Source organism: Kribbella sp. VKM Ac-2566, assembly GCF_004366005.1.
Classification (GTDB): domain Bacteria; phylum Actinomycetota; class Actinomycetes; order Propionibacteriales; family Kribbellaceae; genus Kribbella; species Kribbella pratensis.
In genome coordinates this window covers 892,079-910,720 of record NZ_SODT01000010.1, presented here as the reverse complement: position 1 = coordinate 910,720, position 18,642 = coordinate 892,079, and the positions used below count along the sequence as shown (strand labels likewise).

Sequence of the window (18,642 nt, the reverse complement as noted above, 5' to 3'; positions counted from 1 at the left end):
TCAGCTCGGCACCTCGGGGACGACGCCTCGCGTGAGGTTCCAGCCGGGGGTGCGGCTGTACACCGGGATCGTGTCGAGCGGTACGTCGCGGGTCACCCGGCCGCTCGGCACGGAGCCGCCGGTCCAGGCGTCGTACCAGGTGCCCGACGGGAGGTACGTCGTCCATGTGGTGGCTCCGGGTTCGAGTACCGGGTTGACCAGCAGGTCGTCGCCGAGGAGGTACTGGTACGGGTGGCGCCAGATCGCCTGGTCGTCGGCGTGGTCGAAGAAGAGCGGCCGGAGCAGCGGGCGATCGGTGGCGATCGTTCGCGCGGCCTGCGCGGCCAGGTACGGAACGAGCTTCTCCCGAAGTACGGCGTACGCGCGGAAGACTGGGACGATCCGGTCGTCACCCGTGGTCTCGGCGACGTGCCACGGCGTACGGTCGCGGAGCGGGCGGCGGTGGTGGTTGAACTCGGAGTGGTACTGCATGATCGGCAGGAAGGCCGACGCGGCAGTGGCCCGGAGGTAGAGCTCGGCGTCGGGGACGGGGCCCGAGAACCCGGCCAGATCCCAGCCCCAGTAGACGATGCCGCAGGACGCGGCGGTCAGGCCCGCGGTGATCGACGAGCGGAACGCTTCCCAGGTGGAGTCCTCGTCACCCGCCCAGAAGATGCCGTGTGCCTGCGATCCGGTGAAGCCCGCACGGGAGAACGTCACCGGCGCCTTGCCGGCCGAGCGGAGCAGGTCACCGAACGCGCGGGCGTAGTGGACCGGGAACAGGTTGTTGCCCTCGTCCCCGAGCCGGCCGTCCGCGTAGCGCAAGTCGTGGCCCCATGCGTGTTCGCCTCCGTCGGTCTTGAACCCGTCGACATCGAGATCCTCGACCAGATAGCGCCGCTTCTCCGTCCACCAGTCGCGGGTCCGCTGCACGGACAGGTCCGGCATCAGCGCCTGCGGGAACCACCAGCCGCGATTGTGGTACGCCGTACCGTTCCCCTCGAGTACCGCGTGTCGTTCGCGGATCATCGCGTCGGCGTCGGCCGCGACCTGACCGGTGCTGAATTCGCTTTTCTGCAAGGGGATCTGCCAGAGGATCACCTTGATGTCGCGGTCGTGCAGTTCGTCGATCATCGTCTTGGGTGAGGGCCACGCGCCGTCAGCCGGGTAGTTGAAATCACTCGCCTTGTGCGCGCTGCCGTCCGTCGTGACGTCGTACTGCGCGTCGCGCCAGATCGTGATGCCTTCCTCGTCGCTCCAGGCTTCGATCACCACCGCGCCGACCGGGATGTCCAGGTCCCGGTGTGCGTCCATCCGCGCCATCACCAGGTCCTGGGTGTTCCACTCGTTGCCGGAGGCCCACAACCGGAACACCCAGTCGGGCAGCTCCTCGGCCCGCCCGACCTCGTCGAGGAACGCCGTGAGCACCTCTGTCGGCGAACCCTCGTAGACGGCCAGGTCGACGACCGGTTCGTCGCCCAGGGCGACCTCGACCTTGAGGCTCCGGTCGTCCGACGAGAACCAGGTACGCCGGGACGTCCGGACGTGGAATCCCCAACCGCCGTTCACCACATGCGCGAACGGCATCGGCAGGTAGGTACGCCCATGAGCTCCTTGGGCCTTGTACTGCTCGAACACCACTGCGTCGAGTTGCTTCCCGCGCTGGTCCAGGTGGTCGTACCGTTCCCCGAACCCGACCAGGTGATCGCCCGGCCGCAGCGGCAGCTCGAACCTGGCCCGATGCACACTGTCTGCCGAGACCAGCCATTCGACACCGCGCACACGATCGCCGCCACCGCGGACCTCACCACGGTCAGGCACCCAGCTGGCCGGCGCGAGCTCGAACCACTCGGTGGTCTCGCCACCCGCCCGGAAGCGGTAGCGCACCGGCTCCAGGACCGGCGGTGTGACCACCGACCACCCGTCGTCGGAACCCAACGACTTCGCCTGCGCCTCGCTGAGATGTCCTTCGCCGCCGGCGAGGGCCGCCGCATCGGCCGCGGTGGCGCGCGCAGGAGCCATCTCGAGTGTCGTCGTACCCCACTCGCAGACGACGGACGTGATGCCGGGGGAGGCCACGACGCCGAGACGGATCGGCTCACCGGCCAGCGGGAGGACGGGGACGCGTTGGTCGGGTGAGGTGGCGTACGGGTGCTCGATGCCGTGGGGGCGATGCGTGATCATTCAGGCCTTCTCGCGGAGGATGTGTTCTTCGGAAGGATGCCGAGTTCGTCGGCGAGGATCAGGTACATGCCGTGTGACCAGAGCAACGGGCTGGCCACGGTGCCCCAGCGCGCGATCCACTCGTCGCGCGCGCCGGGGTGCAACAGATGGTGGGCGACCTGCTCGGGAAGGTCACCCTCGGGCGACGCCTGGTCCGCGATCCAGCGGAGGTGCCGCCAGGCGCCGGCGGTGTCACCGGCGGCCGCGAGGTTCCACCCGAGCAGTGCGGACAGCAGGATCCACTGCCCACCGCCGTAGAACACGTCGGCCCTGAACCGGTGCACGCCGCCGTCGACATCCAGGTCCCGGGCGACCGCGGCCAGTGTGGCCGCGCCGACATCGCCCGTCACCAGCCCGAACGGTACGACGCACGCCGGCAGCGAGCCGTCGACCGCCGACGATCCCAGCCACTTGGTCAGATGGCCGTCCCGAGTGCCTTCGGCATCGACCAGCGAACGGATGCGCTCGGCAACTTCCAGGACCGGGACGGAGGTGTACGGCGCGATGGCCGTCAGCCCGCCATGGATCGCACCCAGTGTGGACACGTGCCGCTGTTCGACGTGTTCCTCCCACCAGTCGTAACAAGGCCGGGCCCAGAACGCGACCAGGTAGTCGACGGCGACGTCGATCCCACCGCGCCACCGCTCGAGGTCGAGTCCGTGCCGGTGCGCGTGGCTCACGACCGACCACAGCCACATCCCGTAGCCGTCGGTCTGGAAGTCCCACCAAGGATCCGACCCGTCGGCGCCGTCGAACGTGAACCGCGTCGGGAGCATCGTGGAGTCGGCTGGTCGCTCACCTCTGGCCGCCGCAGCGCACAGGTCGTCGACCTGTGTTCGCCGGCCCCGCAACACCCGATCCGCCCAGTCGTGAAACCGGTCGGCTGACGCGACATCGCCGTACCGTGATATTCCCTCCGCGGTGAACGACCCGTCCCGCAGCCACGCGTACCCCTTGTACGCCGAGAACGTCGGCGCGGCCGGGTACGCGCCGCCGGCGTCCTGGTGCTCGGTGATGACCGCGTGGCTGTGGTGGGCCAGCGCACGCAGCCTGGTGAGATCTACCTTCGACACGATCACTTCTTCAGCAGACCGTTCACCTTGGACTGGGCGTCCGCCAGCGCCTTCTCGACGGTCTTCCGGCCGGCGGCCGCCGCCGTCAGTTCCTGGGTGACCGCATCCTGCATCTCCTGCTGCCGTTCGATCACCGGCGGGAGCACCGGCGCCTCGAGCGCGGTGAACACGACCTCACGGTTGGCAGGCTTCGGCTGGTCGAGGTAGCTCTTCAGCTTGGTCTCGTCGGCGACCGGGGGCAGTTCCCAGGACGACGCGAGCCGCGTCTTGGTCGTCTCGTCGGACGAGGCCAGATAGGTGATCCACTTCTGCGCCGCGTCGGCGTTCTTGGACGCGGCGTTCACCACGAGCCCGTTCGCGAACATCGCGGAGGCCTTCTGCGTGTTGCCCGGCTCGACAGCGACGTCCCAGTCGAACTTCACGCCGTTGAGCGCCGAGAACATCCAGATGCCGGTGTGCCACATCGCGAGCTTCCCGGACTTGAACAGCTTGGAGTCGAAGTCCGGCGTACCGACTCCGTCGGCCTCGGTCGGCATCGTCTTGCCCACCTTGCCGACCAGGAACTTCGCGGCCTCGACGCCCTGCGGCGAGTTGAAGGTGGCCTCGGTCCGGTCCGCGTTCAGGAACTCACCGCCGTTCTGCGCGAGCACCTTGTAGAACTCGTTGTACGACACCGGCTGGTAGTCGCCCCAGGTCTTGGTCGCCTTGTTCGTCAGCTTGGCGGCCGCGGCCTGCTCGTCCTTCCAGGTCCAGTCGGCCGTGGGCTCGGCGACGCCGGCCTGCTTGAACATCGCCTTGTTGTAGAACAGCACGACGTTGGAGAAGGACTCAGGTACGCCGTACTGCTTGCCGCCGGAGTTGAACGCGTCGTACAACGTCTTCTTGTACGCCGACGAGTCGACGTTCTTCAGCTCGGCCAGCGAGCCGTTGCTCGCGTACGTGACGAAGTTCTCGTAGTTGAGCTCGAAGGCGTCGGCCGCGGTGCCACCAGCGACCGCGGTCTGCAGTTTCGTGAAGTAGTCGGCGTACGGCACGGTCTCGACCTGGACCGTGATGTCCGGGTTGGCCGTCTGGAAGGCGTTGACGATCGCGGTCAGATCCTTCTCGTGCCCGTCGTTGGACGAGAAGTTCATGTACCGCACGACCGACTTGCCGTCGGGTGCGGCGGCCTCTTTGGTCGCGGATCCCTGCCCGCAGGCGGTCAGCGCGAGCGCGGCGGTCAGGCTCAGTGCTGAGACGGCCGCGAACTTGAGTAGGCGCATGGGTGTTCCTCTCACTTGATGCCGGTGTGTGCGACACCGGCGATGATGTGGCGCTGCGCGAGCAGGTAGACGACGGCGATCGGCACGATCGAGACGACGGAGCCCGCCATCACGACGTCCCACTGGGTGGTGAACTGGCCCTGCACCGTGGACAGGCCGAGCGGCAGGGTCATGAACTCCGGCGACCGGATCACCACGAGCGGCCAGAGGAAGCTGTTCCAGCTACCCATGAACGCGAACACGGCGACTGTCGCGAGTGCCGGCCGGATCAGCGGCAGCACGATGGTGGTGAAGATCCGCAGGTGGCCGGCGCCGTCGATGGTGGCCGCCTCGTCCAGTTCGGCCGGTACGGCGGTGACCGCCTGCCGGAGCAGGAACACTCCGAAGGCGGACGCGATCGTCGGGGCGAGCAGCGCGAAGTACGTGTCCTGCAGGTTCAGCGTCTTCATCTCGATGAACAACGGAACGACCAGCACCTGCAACGGCACCATCAGCGTTGCCAGGTAGCAGCCGAAGATCACGTTCTTCAACGGGAAGTGCAGCCGGGCGAATCCGTACGCCGCCATCGACCCGGTGACCAACTGGAAAAGGGTGGAGGCGATCGCGATCAGCAGCGAGTTCACCAGGATCCGCCAGATCGGCACCGCGTCCAGCAGCGTGCGGTAGGCGTCCAGCGTCGGGTTGTCGACGATCAGCGTCGGCCCGTCGGCGAGCGATCCCTCGGGCGTGATCGAGGTGATCACGGTCCACAGGAAGGGGAAGAGCATGATCGCCGCGCCGGCCAGGACGGCGGCGTACAGCCAGAGCCTACGCATAGTGCACCCACCGCCGCTGGCCGCGGATCTGGAACGCCGTGATCACCAGGATCACCGCGAACAGGATCCACGACAGTGCCGACGCCTCACCGGCCCGCCCGTACCGGAAGGTCAGGTCGTAGATCTGTCCGACGACCACCTGACTCGAGCCGGACGGGCCGCCGCCGGTCATCACGTACACCTGGTCGAAGACCTGGAAGCCGTTGATCAGCGAGATCACGACCACGAAGAAGGTCGACGGCGACAGCAGCGGCAGGGTGATCCGCCAGAAGCGCTGGCACGCGTTCGCCCCGTCCACCAACGCTGCTTCGCGGACGTCCGAAGGGATCGCCTGCAGTCCGGCGAGCAGGATCACCATCACGAACCCGAGGTCCTTCCAGGCCGAGGACAGGATCACCGCCGGCAACGCCCAGTGCGGATCGGTCCACCAGCCGGGACCCGGTACGCCGAAGAAGCCGAGCACCTGGTTGACGAGGCCGTTCGCGGGATTGAGCAGCCATTTCCACACCAGCGCGACGACGACCCAGCTCGTCACGACCGGCAGGAAGTACGTCGCTCGCAGGAACGCGCGCCCCTTGAGCCGCTGGTTGAGTACCAGCGCCAGCCCGAGACCGCCGGCGTACACGAGCGGCAGATAGCCGGCGACGTAGATCAGCGTGTGCAGGAAGACGCGACGGGTCATCGGGTCGGTCAGGAGGTTGGTGTAGTTGTCCAGCCCGACCCACTGCATCGGCGAGATCAGGTTCCACTTGTGCAGGCTGACCCACAGGCTGGACACCATCGGCACGAGCGTGAAGACGAACAGCGGGATCGCGCTGGGCAGCAGGAAGAACAGCGCCCAGCCCAGCTTCTTCCAACCCGTCGAACGATGTGTCGTGGTTGGTCGCTCAACCTGCTGAGACTTGGGCCGGGTGAGCGTCGGCGTACTCACGACGCTCCCATCCGGGCGCGGACGAGACGGCTCTGCTCGCCGCCGTTCCCCGCCGAGTCGAAGGGCGACGCGAGCACGAGCGAGGCCGCGCCGCGGGCCCACTGGTCCTCCGTCCACGGCTCGACCATCACCGGTACGCCTTTGCGGGCCGGCAGCAACGACCGCCGGAAGGACGGCTCGAACCCGGGCTGCCAGAACTCCCATCCGTCGACCCCTTCGCCCAGCAGTACGACGACCTCCGGATCGACGGTGTGGATGACACCGGCCAGGGCCCGGCCGAGCAGATCGCCCGCCTCGGCGTAGATCGCCCGCGCGCCCTCGTCCCCGTTGGTTGCCGCCCGCAACAGGCCGGTCGGTGTTCCGCGGGGTCCCAGCACTCCTCGGCCGCGCGCCGTGCGGATCAGCCCCGCCGCGCCGATGTAGGCCTCCAGGCACCCGGTCGAGCCGCAGGTGCACGGCGGCTGCTCGCCGCCGGTGCACCACACGGGGATGTGACCGATCTCGCCGGCACCACCGTTGCCGCCGCGGTAGATCCCGCCGTCCACCACGATCGCGCAGCCGATCCCGCGGCCGATCGTGACCACCAGGTACGACGAATGCTCGCGGCCGATCCCGTACAGCCGCTCGGCCGCGGCCAGCGTGTTCACGTCGTTGTCGACGAGCACCGGCGTACCGACGGCCTGTCGCAGGATCGGTCCGACCTGCGCGGCCCGCCACCCGAGTGTCGGCGCGTCGACGATGCCGGACGCCTGCGAGTCCACCGACCCGGGGACGCCGACGCCGACGCCGAGCAACAGGTCGTCGAGCCCGGCGACCTCCTCGGTCAGGATCCGGCCGAGCCGGTCGAGCGCGCCGGCCGCGGCCGGGTCGAAGTCGTGCGAGCCGGACGAGCGCACGCTCCCGTCGAGCTCGACCGTCACCACGGCGACATGGTCGGCGGTCACCTTCGCGCCGAGCGCGACACCGGTCCGGCTCGCCAGGCCGAGCAGCCGGGCGGGCCGGCCGCCGTTCGACGGCACTGACTCGAGTTCCTCGACGATCCCGCGGGCGATCAGATCCTTGGTCACCTGGGTGACCGTCGCCGGGCTGAGCCCGAGGCTGCGGGCGATCGCCGTCCGCGAGGTGGGCCCGCGGGTACCGAGCAGGGTCACGATGCCGGACGGCACCACGTCACTGCGGGAACTCTGACCGCTCACAGACGCTCCTCCGACTTACTTCAGCACTAAATTTAGTGAGAAATTAAGCCCAGTTGCGTCACGCTGTCAAGAGGCCGAGGGCGGGTCAGGCGGCTTGTTCCAGGCGTTTTCGTGGTTTGGTGAGGGAGCGGCCGCGGAGGCGTGGCCAGGGGTCGCCGTCGTGGTCCAGGCGGTGCGGCACGGTGCGCAGGGTGTGGTGGTCGGTGCGCAACTTCGGGTCGTCGAGTTCGCTCCAGTCGAGTGGTGTGGCGACCGGGGCGCCTGGCCGGGCGCGGACGGCGTACGGCGGTACTGCGGTCTGACCGTAGGCGTTGCGCATGATGTCCAGGTACAGGCGGCCCTTGCGCGCTGCCTTGCGCTGTTCGATCGTGTAGTGCTTCGGATCGCGTGCGACGAGCACGCCGGCGACATCGCGCGCGAACGCCCGGACCGTGTCGAAGTCCGCCGTACGGTCGAGTGGGACGTGGACGTGCAGTCCCTTGCCTCCGGTGGTCTTGACGACCGTGGGCAGGCCGAGGTCGTCGAGCAGTGCTCGCAGGTCGAGCGCTCCGCGGCGGGCCGCCTCGAACCCGTCGGGCGGGTCGAGGTCGAAGATCAGTTGGTCGGGATTGTCGGGGCGATCCGCGCGGGACAGCCAGGAGTGCGGCGTGATGCAGGCCTGGTTGGCCAGGTACACGAGGGTTGCGGTGTCCCGTGCGATCGCGTGCGAGACCTGGCCGCTGCCGTCGACCCGGTCCATCGGCGCGGTCTCGATCCAGTCCGGGAAGTACTGCGGTGCGTTCTGGTGGAAGATCTGCTGGGCGTCGATACCGTCGGGATATCGCTCCAGCGACAGGGGCCGGCCTCGCAGGTACGGCGTCATGTGCGGCCCGACGGTCTCGTAGTACTCGACGAGGTCGCCCTTGGTCAGACCGTCGTCGGGGAAGAGGACCTTGTCGGTGTTGCTCAGGTTGACTGTTCGCCGACCGATCTTCATCGGGCACGCTCCCGGATCACTTCGTGTGCGGACTTGTCGTCGCGGAGTCCCTGGAACCTCGGGTGCCGGAGCCGGCCGTCGCGGGTCCATTCGGAGAACGCGATCTGGCCGACCAGACGGGGCTTCACCCAGTGCACCCGGGACCGCGGGAGGTTGCCCTTGGCAAACGCCGGTTCGTCCTGTTCCAGGGCGGCGAGTTCGCGGCCGAGCTCGTCGAGGGTGTGCTGGTCGTAGCCGGTGCCGACCTTCCCGGCGTACCGGAGTTCGCCGCTCTCGTAGTACCCGACGAGCAGGGCGCCGAAGCCGGATCGGCTGCCCTGCGGGTCGGTGAAGCCGCCGATCACGAACTCCTGCGCGGTGACGCATTTGAACTTCAGCCAGTCCTTCGAACGGCCGTTGGCGTACGGCGAGTCCGCCCGCTTGGCGATCACGCCTTCCCAGCCCTGGCGGCACGCGTGTTCCCAGTAGGCGACGCCGTCGCGATTGCGGTGCGCGGTGTAGCGGAGCGGATCGGCGTACGTGAGGAGCTTGCGGAGTATGGCCTTGCGCTCGCGGAGTTCGACGCCGGTCAGGTCCTGGCCGTCCTGTCGCAGGACGTCGAACAGGTACAGGTAGACGGCGACGTTGCTGCGGCGCGCGGCCTCGGGATCGTTCACCTGCATCCGTTGCTGCAACCGGGCGAAACTCGTGGCGTGGCCCGCGAACGCGACGATCTCGCCGTCCAGGACGAAGTCGCCCTGCTGCGCGGTGAGGGCGTCGACCAGTTCCGGATAGCTGTTGTTCAGCTCGTGGCGGTTCCGCGAGTACAGCGACACCCGGTCGCCGGTCCGATGGACAAGGCACCGCACGCCGTCGAGTTTTCGCTCGTAGATCCACCCCGGATCCGAGAACCGTTCCCCGGTCAACGTCGCCAGCATCGGCGACACCCACCCTGGAGGAGGCTCCAGCCCTTTACGGTCTGCCACCACGTTCTGGTGCCCAGTGGGCCTTGTCGCATGCGTCGAGGGGTTGGAGGACGGGCGGTGGGGGCACCGGGTGGTACTGCTCTGTGGGAGGTGTCACATGGTGACGGCTCAGGCGCGGAAGAGAGTCGCGTGGATCGTGGTGCTCACGCTGGTCGTGATCGCGCTTGTCGTACTGGCGATCCTGTACGGCGGCGGCAGCGGAGGTGGTGGCGGCGGCTACTGACCGTTCTCGGCAGTGCGGGCAGGCTTAGCGGCGGGGGCCCAGGGGGTCTTCGTCGGGTGGGGTGGGGGAGCGGCGGGTCGTGCTGGTGAGGGAGCGTTCGGGCAGCCAGATGACGAAGGTGGTGCCGATGCCCAGTTCGGAGTGGAGGGTGACGGTGCCGCCGTGGGATTCGGCGATCTGGCGGACGATGGCGAGACCCAGGCCGGCTCGGCGCTGGCCTGTGGATGCGACGGTGGCCGGCGGTTGTTGCTGGCCGGCGCGGTAGAAGCGGTCGAAGACGCGGTCGGCGTCGTCGGGCGCGATGCCGGGGCCCTCGTCGCGGACCGCGATCCAGGCCCAGCCGTTGCGGCTGCCGACCGCGAGGACGAGTTCGCTGCCGCCGCGGGCGAGGCGGACCGCGTTCGAGAGCAGGTTGTCGACCGCGCGCCGCAGCGCCGACGCGTCTCCGGCGGCGATGGGGCCCGGCGAGAGGCGTCGTACGACGTGCAACTCGCGATCGGCCGCCAGCAGTTCGTACTCCTCGGCCGCCTCGCCCGCGATCGTCGCGAGGTCCACGTCGGCGTCGACGAAGGCCGGTGACGACCGGCGGGCGGAGGCGAGAAGATCCTCGACGAGCCGGGTCATCCGCTGGATCGCGCGGCCGACGATCGCGGTCGCCTGGGCGCGGTCGTCCGGTGGGGTGTCGTCGTGCGCGAGGACGGCGTCGACGTTCGCCTGGATCACGGCAAGCGGGTTCCGGAGCTCGTGGGAGGCGTCGTCGACGAGCTGGCGCTGGGTCAGGAACGCCGTCTCGAGCCGGCCGAGCATGCCGTCGACGGTGTCGGCCAGGTTGCGCAGTTCGTCGCGCGGTCCTTCGAGGGCGATCCGGCGGGACAGATCGGTCGCGGAGATCTCCTGCGCGGTCGCCGTGATCCGCCGTACCGGACGCAGCGCGCGACCCGACAGCCACCAGCCGGTGCCGAGACTGACCAGGAACAGCGCGCCCATGCCGGCCGCGGAGTAGTTCCGCAACGTTTGGAGCGTCTGGTAGTTCACCGCGGCCTGCACACTCGAGAGCTCGGCAGCCTGGATCACCTGCCCAGGCTTGAGGTGGAACTCGCCCTGCGCGTCCTTGTAGTACTTCTTGACCTCGATCGAGTTCAGCGGCTTCGGCTCGAGGATCTGCGAGAGGGCGACGTACACGCCGCCGAGCAGGAGCGCGGACAACGCGATCAGTACGGCGGAATAGGTGAGCGTCAGGCGGAAGCGGATCGTCTGCGCCCAGAGCGGAAGCTTCATGTGTCACCCCTGAGGCGGTAGCCGCGGCCGATCACGGTTTCGAGAATCGGTTCCTCGCCCTCGCGCGCGAGCTTGCGGCGCAGGGTGCCGACGGTCACGCGGACGGTCTGGGTGAACGGGTCCGCGTTCTCGTCCCACACGTGCTCGAGCAGCTCCTCGGCCGAGATGACATGCCCGGGGCGCGACATCAGGTACCGCAGGATGCCGAACTCCTTGAGCGTCAGCGGAAGCTCCTGTCCGGCCCGGGTCGCGAGGTGGCGGGACGAGTCCAGGACGAGATCGCCGACGTGCAGCTGGGTCGTGCCGTTGGTGATGTCGCGGCGGAGGAGGGCGCGGATCCGGGCGAGCAGCTCGACGAGGGCGAACGGCTTGGTCAGGTAGTCGTCGGCGCCTTCGTCGAGCCCGCGGACCCGGTCCGCCAGCGAGGCGCGCGCGGTCAGCATCAGCACCCGCAGCTCCCGTCCGGAGGCCACCTCGATCTCGCCGCGGCGGACCGCGCGGCACAGGTCCAGACCGCTGGTGTCGGGCAGCGTGATGTCCAGGATCGCCAGGTCGTACGGCGTGGTCGCGAGCTTCTCGATCGCCTCGGCGCCGGTGGTGGCCGCGTCGACGGCGTACCCGGCCCGGCCGAGTCCCGAGCGCAGCGCGCTGACCAGGCCTTCCTCGTCCTCCACCACTAGTAGTCGCACGCAACCAAGGTAGCCGGGGACCCTCGCGCGGACGGTGTGCGCTTTCGCCGGGCTTTCGGTCGGCTTTCCGGTCGTTTTCGTGGCTTCTTGATGAGCTGTGGCCAATCGAGTCGAAGGAGATCGTGATGAAACTCCCCATGAAACGACTGGTCCTCGGCAGCGCGGTGGCGGTCGCGGCGCTCGGTGCCGGCGGGATCGCGTACGCCGCCGGAAACGACCCCGCCGTCCCGGAGCAGGGTTACGTGACAGTCGAAGACGGCGCGACCACGCCGTCGCCGTCGCCTTCGCGCGACTGCCCGGAGAAGAACGGCGGGGGCACCGCACAGCCATCCGAGCAGCCATCCGAGCAGCCATCCGAGCAGAAACCGGCTGGAAACGCATGAATGCCGCGACTCTCGAACATGCCTTGTTCGAGGTGAAGCGGGTCGTCGTCGGGCAGGACCACTTGGTCGAGCGGATGCTCGTCGGGTTGCTGGCCCGCGGCCACTGCCTGCTGGAAGGCGTACCGGGAGTCGCCAAGACGCTCGCGGTCCGCACGCTGGCGGAGGTGATCGGCGGGCAGTTCTCGCGGCTGCAGTTCACCCCGGACCTGGTGCCCGGCGACATCATGGGCACGCGGATCTGGCGGCCGTCCACGGAAGGATTCGACACCGAGCTCGGTCCCGTGTTCGCCAATCTGGTGCTCGCGGACGAGATCAACCGTGCACCGGCCAAGGTGCAGTCCGCGTTGCTCGAGGCGATGGCCGAACACCAGGTCAGCATCGGCGGTACGTCGTACCCGCTGCCGGAACCCTTTCTGGTGCTCGCGACCCAGAACCCGATCGAGTCCGACGGTGTGTACGCGTTGCCCGAGGCGCAGCGGGACCGGTTCCTGCTGAAGATCACGGTCGACTACCCGACGCCGTTGGAGGAGCTGACGATTCTCCAGCGGATGAGCGCACATCGGCCGCACGCGAACGCCGTACTCACTCCGGAGCAGGTCGCACAGTTGCAGGAGGCAACGGACGACGTGTTCGTCCACAACGCGGTCGCGGAGTACGTCGTACGCCTGGTGCACGCGACCCGGGTGCCGTCGCAGTACGGGATCCAGGACCTGGCCGGCGTACTGGAGTTCGGCGCGAGTCCTCGTGCCACGCTGGGACTGGTCGCGGCCGGCCGGGCGTTGGCGTTGCTGCGGGGTCGGGATTATGTGTTGCCGGCCGACGTGTACGACGTTGCGCTCGACGTGATATCGCACCGGTTGGTGCTCACGTTCGACGCGCTGGCGGACGGGGTCGATCCGCGGTCGGTCGTCGCACGGATCCTGCACACCATCGAACAGCCGCACGTGGTGCCGGCCGACGATGCTCAAGGGTCCGCGGCATGACCGACCTGCTGGCCGGGCGGGAGCGGGCGTTGCACGCACTCGAGCTGACGGTGAAGCGCAAGCTGGAAGGCTTCCTGCACGGCGAGATCACCGGTCTGCGGAGCGGTCCCGGCAGCGAACCCAACGAAGCGCGTCCGTACCAGGCAGGCCAGGACGACGTACGGCGGATGGACTGGAACGTGACCGCTCGCTCCCTGGAACCGCATGTGCGAGCACCCCTCGCGGAGCGGGAACTGGAAACGTGGGCGTTGCTGGACGCTTCGGCGAGCATGGACTTCGGGACCGCGCTGAGCGAGAAGCGTGACGTGGCGATCGCTGTCGTCGGAGCGGTCGGTCTGCTGTCCGACCGCCCCGGCAACCGGCTCGGCGTACGGATTGCCCTGGGCAACGACCTGCGCCGCCTTCCGGCGGCCGGTGGCGCCGTCCAGCTTCGCCGTACGCTCCGCACTCTGTTGTCGTTGCCCCGAGCAACACCTGGCGCGTTTCCGAGCACTGATCTCGGCAAGGCGATCAGTCGACTCGACCGCGAACACACACGCCCCGGCTTGCGCGTGATCGTCTCGGACTTCCACGAGGACGGCTGGGCAGATCCAATGCGCCGATTGGCCGCACGCCATGAGGTGATCGCCGTCGAGGTTCTCGACCCGCGCGAGCTCGAGCTTCCCGAGGTCGGGCTGCTCACGCTGGTGGACCCGGAGACCGGCCGCCGCCGGGAGATCCAGACCGCGAGCCGCAAACTCCGTCGCCGGTACGCCGACGCGATGGCCGCGCACCGTGAACAGACCGCCCAGGCCATCCGCGCCGCCGGTGCGGCACATCTCGTACTGCGCACCGACACCGACTGGGTCCGCGACGTCGCCGCCTTCACCACCGCTCGGCGCCGGGCCGGCGTACGGCGCAACCCGAATGCTGTGAGGACCAGATGAGATTCGAGCAACCGCTGTGGCTGTGGCTCCTGGTGCTGGTCGCCGCGCTCGTGGCGGCGTACCTGATCGCCCAGCGACGCAGGACGAAGTACGCCGTCCGCTTCGCGACCCTTCCGATGCTGGAGAAGGTCGCCCCGGTACGGCCCGGCTGGCGCCGGCACGCGCCGGCCGCGGCCTTCCTCGCCGCACTGACTGTGCTGACGATCGCGATCGCTCGGCCGGTCGCGGACATCCGGGTCCCGCGCGAGCGCGCCACCGTGCTGGTGGCGATGGACATCTCGAACTCGATGGCGGCGACCGATGTCGCACCGAACCGGTTCGAGACCGCCAAGCAGGCAGCGGTCGAGTTCGTGCGGGAGCTGCCGGAGAAGTTCAACGTCGGGCTGGTGTCGTTCGCGCGGACGGCGACCGTGGTGTCGGCGCCCAGTACGAATCATCAGGCGACGGTGGACGCGATCAACAGTCTGCAGTTGCGCGACTCGACCGCGATCGGGGACGCCGTACTCACCAGCCTGCAGGCGGTGCGATCGATCGACCCGGACGATCCGCCGCCGAGCCGGATCGTGCTGCTGTCCGACGGCGGCAACACCGCGGGCAGCCCGGTCGACGAGGCGGCTGCGGCTGCCGCGCAGGCCGGCGTACCGGTGTCGACGATCGCGTACGGGACGCCTGAGGGGACTGTGAACCTGGAAGGGCGTGACGTCGCGGTTCCTGCTGACACCGAGGCGTTGAAGGGTCTCGCGGACGCGACCAGCGGGTCGTTCTACGAGGCCGAGAACGACGAGCAGTTGCGCGACGTGTACTCCGACCTGCAGTCCTCCATCGGCTGGACCACCGAACCCCGCGAGATCACCAACCTGGTCGCGGGCGTCGCCCTCGCCGCGGCGCTCCTGGCCGCTTTGGCCTCGCTGCTCTGGTTCTCCCGCCTCCCGTGATCAGGAGCTGACATGCCTCCCCACCTCGGCCACCCCTTCCGCGGCCCCGACTACATCCCCGGCCCACCACCCACCACCCCCGGCCCACTTACCAGCTTCACCCGGCAACCTCAGGCCGGGGTGACGGTCACACGCACTCCGGTTCGCCGACGTGCCGCGTTCGTCGTCGGCACGCTCGCACTCTCCATCGCCGCCGGGGGAGTAGCAGGTGCCGTCACAGGTGCCCGAGACCCGGTTGTGGACCTCCAGCAGGCAGCTCCACCGGCAGCAGCCGCCCAGGGATCCATCACCGCAGCCGCCGCGAGCGTCCTGCCAGGAGTCGTCTCAGTACGCGCGGGCCGCGCAACCGGCTCCGGCTTCGCGATCGACCAGCAAGGCCACGTGGTGACCAACGCTCATGTCGTGGAAGGAGCGAGTGATGTCTCATTGGTCCTGTTGAACGGCCGTACGGTCGACGCCCGCGTCGTCGGCGCCGACGAGGACAACGACCTCGCCGTACTCCAGGTCTCGACCACCGACGCCGCGGGACTGCGCGCGCTCACGCTCGGCCGGTCCGCGCAACTCCGGGTCGGCGACCAGGTGCTGGCCGTCGGATCCCCACTCGGCCTGGAAGGAACGGTGACCGCCGGCATCGTCAGCGCCGTCAACCGCCAGGCCCGCTTCGGCGACAACAGCACCCGCCAGTCCGCCATTCAGACCGACGCCGCCATCAACCCCGGCAACTCCGGCGGCCCACTCGTCAACGCCGCCGGCCAGGTAGTCGGCGTCAACACCGCAATAGCCACCCTGGGCACCACCCGCTCCGGCAACATAGGCATCGGCTTCGCCATCCCGGTCGACCGAATGACCACCATCGTCAAAACCCTCCTCGACTGACGACCAGATCTGGCCAACCCGCTGATTAAGGCTTTGGCTTCATGTTCTCCTGGCGGGCGGGGGGCTCTGTCACACTCGCGGCATTCGTCAGTTCGAACAGAAGGGTTCCGCCCATGCCCTCGAAACTGTCCGTGAGAACATCCGCCGCTGCGTTGGCCGCGGCAACCGTCTTCGCTGTTGCGCCCACGGCGTCAGCGGCACCCCGCTCCGCCGATGCGAACCCGAGTCCGGCACTGGCCGAGGTGAGGCTGCCTGCTGAGGTTGCGAGCGTGCTCGGTACCTCCGGCCGGACTCTGGTCGACGCGGTCGCCGCCGACGCGCTGGGCCGCTCCCAGGACGGCCGCGGTCTCGCCCCGTCCGTTGCCCTCGGCAAGCTTGCCGCCCAGGGCCGGAAGGTCGTCGTCGATGTCAGGTCGGCCGCGCCTGGCTGGGCGCGGGGTGTCGCGTACGTCGAGGCTCCCGCCACCGAGGGCGCTCATCCGGAGGGCTGGCTGTACATCGCTCGCTACCTCGACGGTCACTGGGTCAGCGGAGTCGAGGGTGACAGCGAGTTCGCTGACCATGTCGCGAAGTCCCCGCTCGTCGGCGCCGCAGAGCGTCGGACCATGACGGCGTACGCGAAACACGAGACCGCGACGACGATGTCTACCACGGCTACCACCGCGAACACCGGTGGGTTGTTGCTGCCGTGGATGCCGGACTACTACATGACCGTGACGGGTGGCCCCCACGCCAGCGACGGCGTGAACGGCTACTGGAGCAGCTTGGACCTTGCCGGCGGCAACGCCAGCGGGCGGGTTCGCTCCTCCCGCGACGGCACGGCCACATCGATGTGCGGTGCCGGTGGTGGCTGGACGCGAGTGATCCACCCGAACGGCTTCTCGACGGACTACTACCACATGTACAACGCCACCTACTACAACGCGACCCCGGTCGGGACGAGCGCGCTGCTGGGCAACATCGGCCGAGACGTCTGCGCCGGTGGCTCCGCGACGGGCGACCATGTGCACTGGAGTCTGCGGACGTACGACGCCAACTACAACGGCACGTACACCTGGTTGCACGGCCGTACCATCGGCGGCTGGACCTGGTGGAACGGCTCGAGCCAGTACACCGGCTGCGCGACTCGCCTCGGTGTCACTGCCTGCCCGGGCACCGCGATCTACAACCGCACCAGCTGACCCGTGCTTACAATCGGCCGTGGCGCGCTATCAGCTGGAGCCTGGCGACTACGGACTGGTGCGCTTCGCGGTCTCGCCACTCACTGAGCTCGGCAACTCGCTGCGCGCGCTGCGGTCGCCCACCAGCTACCCGCTCCAGGCTCCCTGGTACGCCGCCGCGTGCCGGGTCCGCGACCAACTTCCGCTCGATGTGCTGAGCGGGCTGATCGGCCCGAACTTCGACACCCCCGACCTGTTCAATCCGCGGGTAGGCGTACCGCTGACCATCGGCGCCCAGCTCGCCTACCTGCGGGACCAGGACCTGCGCACGCTCGGCGCGGACATCGAGTTCGCGGTCGGCGGCGTACCCCGTCGACTGGGATCGAGCGGGCGATCCTTCGGCGAGCGGCTGGCGGATGCGCTGGCGGCGTACTGGCGGCTGGCGTTTCGGCCGCATTGGCCGCGGATGCGCGCGGTCCTCGACGCCGATGTCGCGGTCCGCGCCAGATCGCTGGCGGCCGACGGGGTGATCGCCACCCTGAACCGTTGCGGGCCGGGCGTTCACGCCGACCCGACGTCCATCACAGCCCAGATCCTGAACGGTCACGACGACCTCACCCTCCACACGCGCGGGCGGCCGTTGTTCGTCGTACCGTCACTGTTCACGCTGAGCAGCTCCACGCCGCTGACCGACTCGGACCCGATGGTGATCTACCGCGCCACCGACCAGCGGGCGATGTGGTCCGACGCGACCGTCCCGCCGGGCGGTGCGGGCTTGCTCAGCCCGCACCGCCTTCGCTATCTCCGGGCCATCGGCGCCGGCCAGTCGACGACCGCACTGGCGGACAGGTTCGGCGTATCCCCATCGGCTGCGAACCAGGCACTCCGCGCAATGGCCGCACAGGGCCTGGTCCGGGCACGCCGCAGTGGCCGAACCGTCGTCTACGAACGCACGCCCCTAGGTGACCAGCTCTCCGACCTGCCGTGATCACCTGGCGCCCGATGAAAGCGATTTGAAAGCGGGGTCGGGAACCCTGGGGCGACTGTGAACGCCGAACGGGCTCAGGAGGAACCGACAAGATGGCTGGTCAGCGATGGGACATGAGTCAGGGCGCTTTCGACCAGGCGGCCAAGGGCACCGCCGGGCGGGCGCAGGACCTGGGCGGACTGGTCAAGCAGCTCGTGGAAGCCGCCGCCCCGCTGGAGGGGAAGTTCGGCGGTGAGGGCAAGAAGCAGTTCGACGCCTTCAAGCAGAACGTCGACAGCGTCGCCGCGAGCCTGAACGCGGGGATGGCGCACCTGGCCGTCGGCCAGCACGGCGTCGGGACCGCGATGAACACCGCGCAGAACGAGCAGGTGACCACGGCCAAGCAGAACATGGGCAGCGCCGAGGGACAGTCGGCCGCCGCCCGCCGGTTCCGCGGCCGCTGACGCTGATCGCGACGAGGAGAGCTTGGGGACATGAACGAGCGCAACAGTTACGACATCGGCGCCTCCGAAGAGGTACAGATCCGGATCAAGCAGCTGTCGGGGCAGATCAACTCGCTGATCGGCCAGCACGAGCGATCGGTGCAGGCGTTGCTGTCCGACGCGTCGATGACGAACGTGACCGAGGAGTACCGCGGTATCGAGTCGGAGTTCAGCAAGGCCGCCGAGGACGTCCGGGCGATCATCAAGCTGCTGACCGACACGTTGCAGGCCAACGACCGTACGGCGGAGGCCGCGCTGAAGAAGGCCAGCGCTGCCGTCAACCAGATCCCGCACTGACC

At 68.8% G+C, this 18,642-nt stretch carries 20 protein-coding genes; 10 read left to right on the top strand and 10 right to left on the bottom strand.

Annotation, left to right across the window (positions count from 1 at the left end; all coding sequences use genetic code 11):
- From EV647_RS22575 to ligD (EV647_RS22540), 8 genes are all read right to left on the bottom strand, one after another.
- Positions 1–2,163 (bottom strand): TIM-barrel domain-containing protein, encoded by a 2,163-nt coding sequence (locus EV647_RS22575; protein WP_134005893.1) that lies wholly within the window; start codon positions 2,161–2,163, stop codon positions 1–3.
- A complete protein-coding gene (locus EV647_RS22570) occupies positions 2,160–3,275 on the bottom strand; it encodes a glycoside hydrolase family 15 protein (protein WP_238177340.1) in 1,116 nt (371 codons plus the stop codon). The genes EV647_RS22575 and EV647_RS22570 overlap by 4 nt, the downstream gene beginning before the upstream one ends.
- A 2-nt stretch (positions 3,276–3,277) precedes the next feature.
- Entirely contained in the window at positions 3,278–4,537 is a 1,260-nt protein-coding gene (locus tag EV647_RS22565; RefSeq protein WP_134005890.1) for a sugar ABC transporter substrate-binding protein, read from the bottom strand.
- An 11-nt stretch (positions 4,538–4,548) separates the two neighbouring features.
- On the bottom strand, positions 4,549–5,352 hold the full coding sequence (locus tag EV647_RS22560; protein WP_134005888.1) for a carbohydrate ABC transporter permease: 804 nt from the start codon (positions 5,350–5,352) through the stop codon (positions 4,549–4,551).
- Positions 5,345–6,283 (bottom strand): carbohydrate ABC transporter permease, encoded by a 939-nt coding sequence (locus EV647_RS22555; protein WP_238177339.1) that lies wholly within the window; start codon positions 6,281–6,283, stop codon positions 5,345–5,347. Before EV647_RS22555 ends, EV647_RS22560 begins: the two co-directional genes overlap by 8 nt.
- The gene (locus EV647_RS22550; protein WP_134005886.1) at positions 6,280–7,479 is read right to left on the bottom strand and encodes an ROK family transcriptional regulator; all 1,200 of its coding nucleotides are present in this window, start codon (positions 7,477–7,479) and stop codon (positions 6,280–6,282) included. The genes EV647_RS22555 and EV647_RS22550 overlap by 4 nt, the downstream gene beginning before the upstream one ends.
- Before the next feature lie 85 nt (positions 7,480–7,564).
- Positions 7,565–8,455 carry a non-homologous end-joining DNA ligase gene (gene ligD, locus EV647_RS22545; RefSeq protein ID WP_134005884.1) on the bottom strand — a complete coding sequence of 297 codons (891 nt, stop codon included), beginning with the start codon at positions 8,453–8,455 and terminating at the stop codon, positions 7,565–7,567.
- Positions 8,452–9,372, bottom strand: a complete 921-nt coding sequence (gene ligD, locus EV647_RS22540) for a non-homologous end-joining DNA ligase (protein ID WP_134005882.1) — start codon at positions 9,370–9,372, stop codon at positions 8,452–8,454. The genes ligD (EV647_RS22545) and ligD (EV647_RS22540) overlap by 4 nt, the downstream gene beginning before the upstream one ends.
- A gap of 145 nt (positions 9,373–9,517) precedes the next feature.
- Here ligD (EV647_RS22540) and EV647_RS43415 point away from each other — a divergent pair, with 145 nt between their 5' ends.
- Positions 9,518–9,643 carry a hypothetical protein gene (locus tag EV647_RS43415; protein WP_255517879.1) on the top strand — a complete coding sequence of 42 codons (126 nt, stop codon included), beginning with the start codon at positions 9,518–9,520 and terminating at the stop codon, positions 9,641–9,643.
- A gap of 24 nt (positions 9,644–9,667) precedes the next feature.
- Here the strand turns inward: EV647_RS43415 and EV647_RS22535 are convergent, their stop codons facing one another.
- Together EV647_RS22535 and EV647_RS22530 are read right to left on the bottom strand one after the other, a co-directional pair.
- Positions 9,668–10,921, bottom strand: a complete 1,254-nt coding sequence (locus EV647_RS22535) for a cell wall metabolism sensor histidine kinase WalK (RefSeq protein WP_134005880.1) — start codon at positions 10,919–10,921, stop codon at positions 9,668–9,670.
- Positions 10,918–11,610: a response regulator transcription factor gene (locus tag EV647_RS22530; protein WP_134005878.1), complete on the bottom strand. Its 693-nt coding sequence runs from the start codon at positions 11,608–11,610 to the stop codon at positions 10,918–10,920. The genes EV647_RS22535 and EV647_RS22530 overlap by 4 nt, the downstream gene beginning before the upstream one ends.
- Before the next feature lie 125 nt (positions 11,611–11,735).
- Here EV647_RS22530 and EV647_RS22525 point away from each other — a divergent pair, with 125 nt between their 5' ends.
- From EV647_RS22525 to EV647_RS22485, 9 genes are all read left to right on the top strand, one after another.
- The gene (locus EV647_RS22525) at positions 11,736–11,993 is read left to right on the top strand and encodes a hypothetical protein (protein ID WP_134005876.1); all 258 of its coding nucleotides are present in this window, start codon (positions 11,736–11,738) and stop codon (positions 11,991–11,993) included.
- Positions 11,990–12,976, top strand: coding sequence for a MoxR family ATPase (locus tag EV647_RS22520; RefSeq protein WP_134005874.1), 987 nt, complete (start codon positions 11,990–11,992; stop codon positions 12,974–12,976). The genes EV647_RS22525 and EV647_RS22520 overlap by 4 nt, the downstream gene beginning before the upstream one ends.
- Entirely contained in the window at positions 12,973–13,902 is a 930-nt protein-coding gene (locus EV647_RS22515) for a DUF58 domain-containing protein (RefSeq protein WP_134005872.1), read from the top strand. Before EV647_RS22520 ends, EV647_RS22515 begins: the two co-directional genes overlap by 4 nt.
- Positions 13,899–14,837, top strand: coding sequence for a VWA domain-containing protein (locus tag EV647_RS22510; protein WP_134005870.1), 939 nt, complete (start codon positions 13,899–13,901; stop codon positions 14,835–14,837). The genes EV647_RS22515 and EV647_RS22510 overlap by 4 nt, the downstream gene beginning before the upstream one ends.
- A 12-nt stretch (positions 14,838–14,849) precedes the next feature.
- Positions 14,850–15,713, top strand: a complete 864-nt coding sequence (locus tag EV647_RS22505) for a S1C family serine protease (protein WP_134005868.1) — start codon at positions 14,850–14,852, stop codon at positions 15,711–15,713.
- 269 nt (positions 15,714–15,982) lie between these two features.
- Positions 15,983–16,894 (top strand): M23 family metallopeptidase, encoded by a 912-nt coding sequence (locus EV647_RS22500; RefSeq protein WP_238177338.1) that lies wholly within the window; start codon positions 15,983–15,985, stop codon positions 16,892–16,894.
- A 19-nt stretch (positions 16,895–16,913) separates the two neighbouring features.
- Complete coding sequence (locus tag EV647_RS22495; protein WP_134005865.1) at positions 16,914–17,861, top strand: helix-turn-helix transcriptional regulator; 948 nt, start codon at positions 16,914–16,916, stop codon at positions 17,859–17,861.
- A gap of 92 nt (positions 17,862–17,953) precedes the next feature.
- Positions 17,954–18,304: a hypothetical protein gene (locus EV647_RS22490; RefSeq protein WP_238177337.1), complete on the top strand. Its 351-nt coding sequence runs from the start codon at positions 17,954–17,956 to the stop codon at positions 18,302–18,304.
- A 30-nt stretch (positions 18,305–18,334) separates the two neighbouring features.
- A complete protein-coding gene (locus tag EV647_RS22485) occupies positions 18,335–18,640 on the top strand; it encodes a hypothetical protein (RefSeq protein ID WP_134005863.1) in 306 nt (101 codons plus the stop codon).
- The last annotated feature ends 2 nt before the right edge of the window (positions 18,641–18,642 follow it).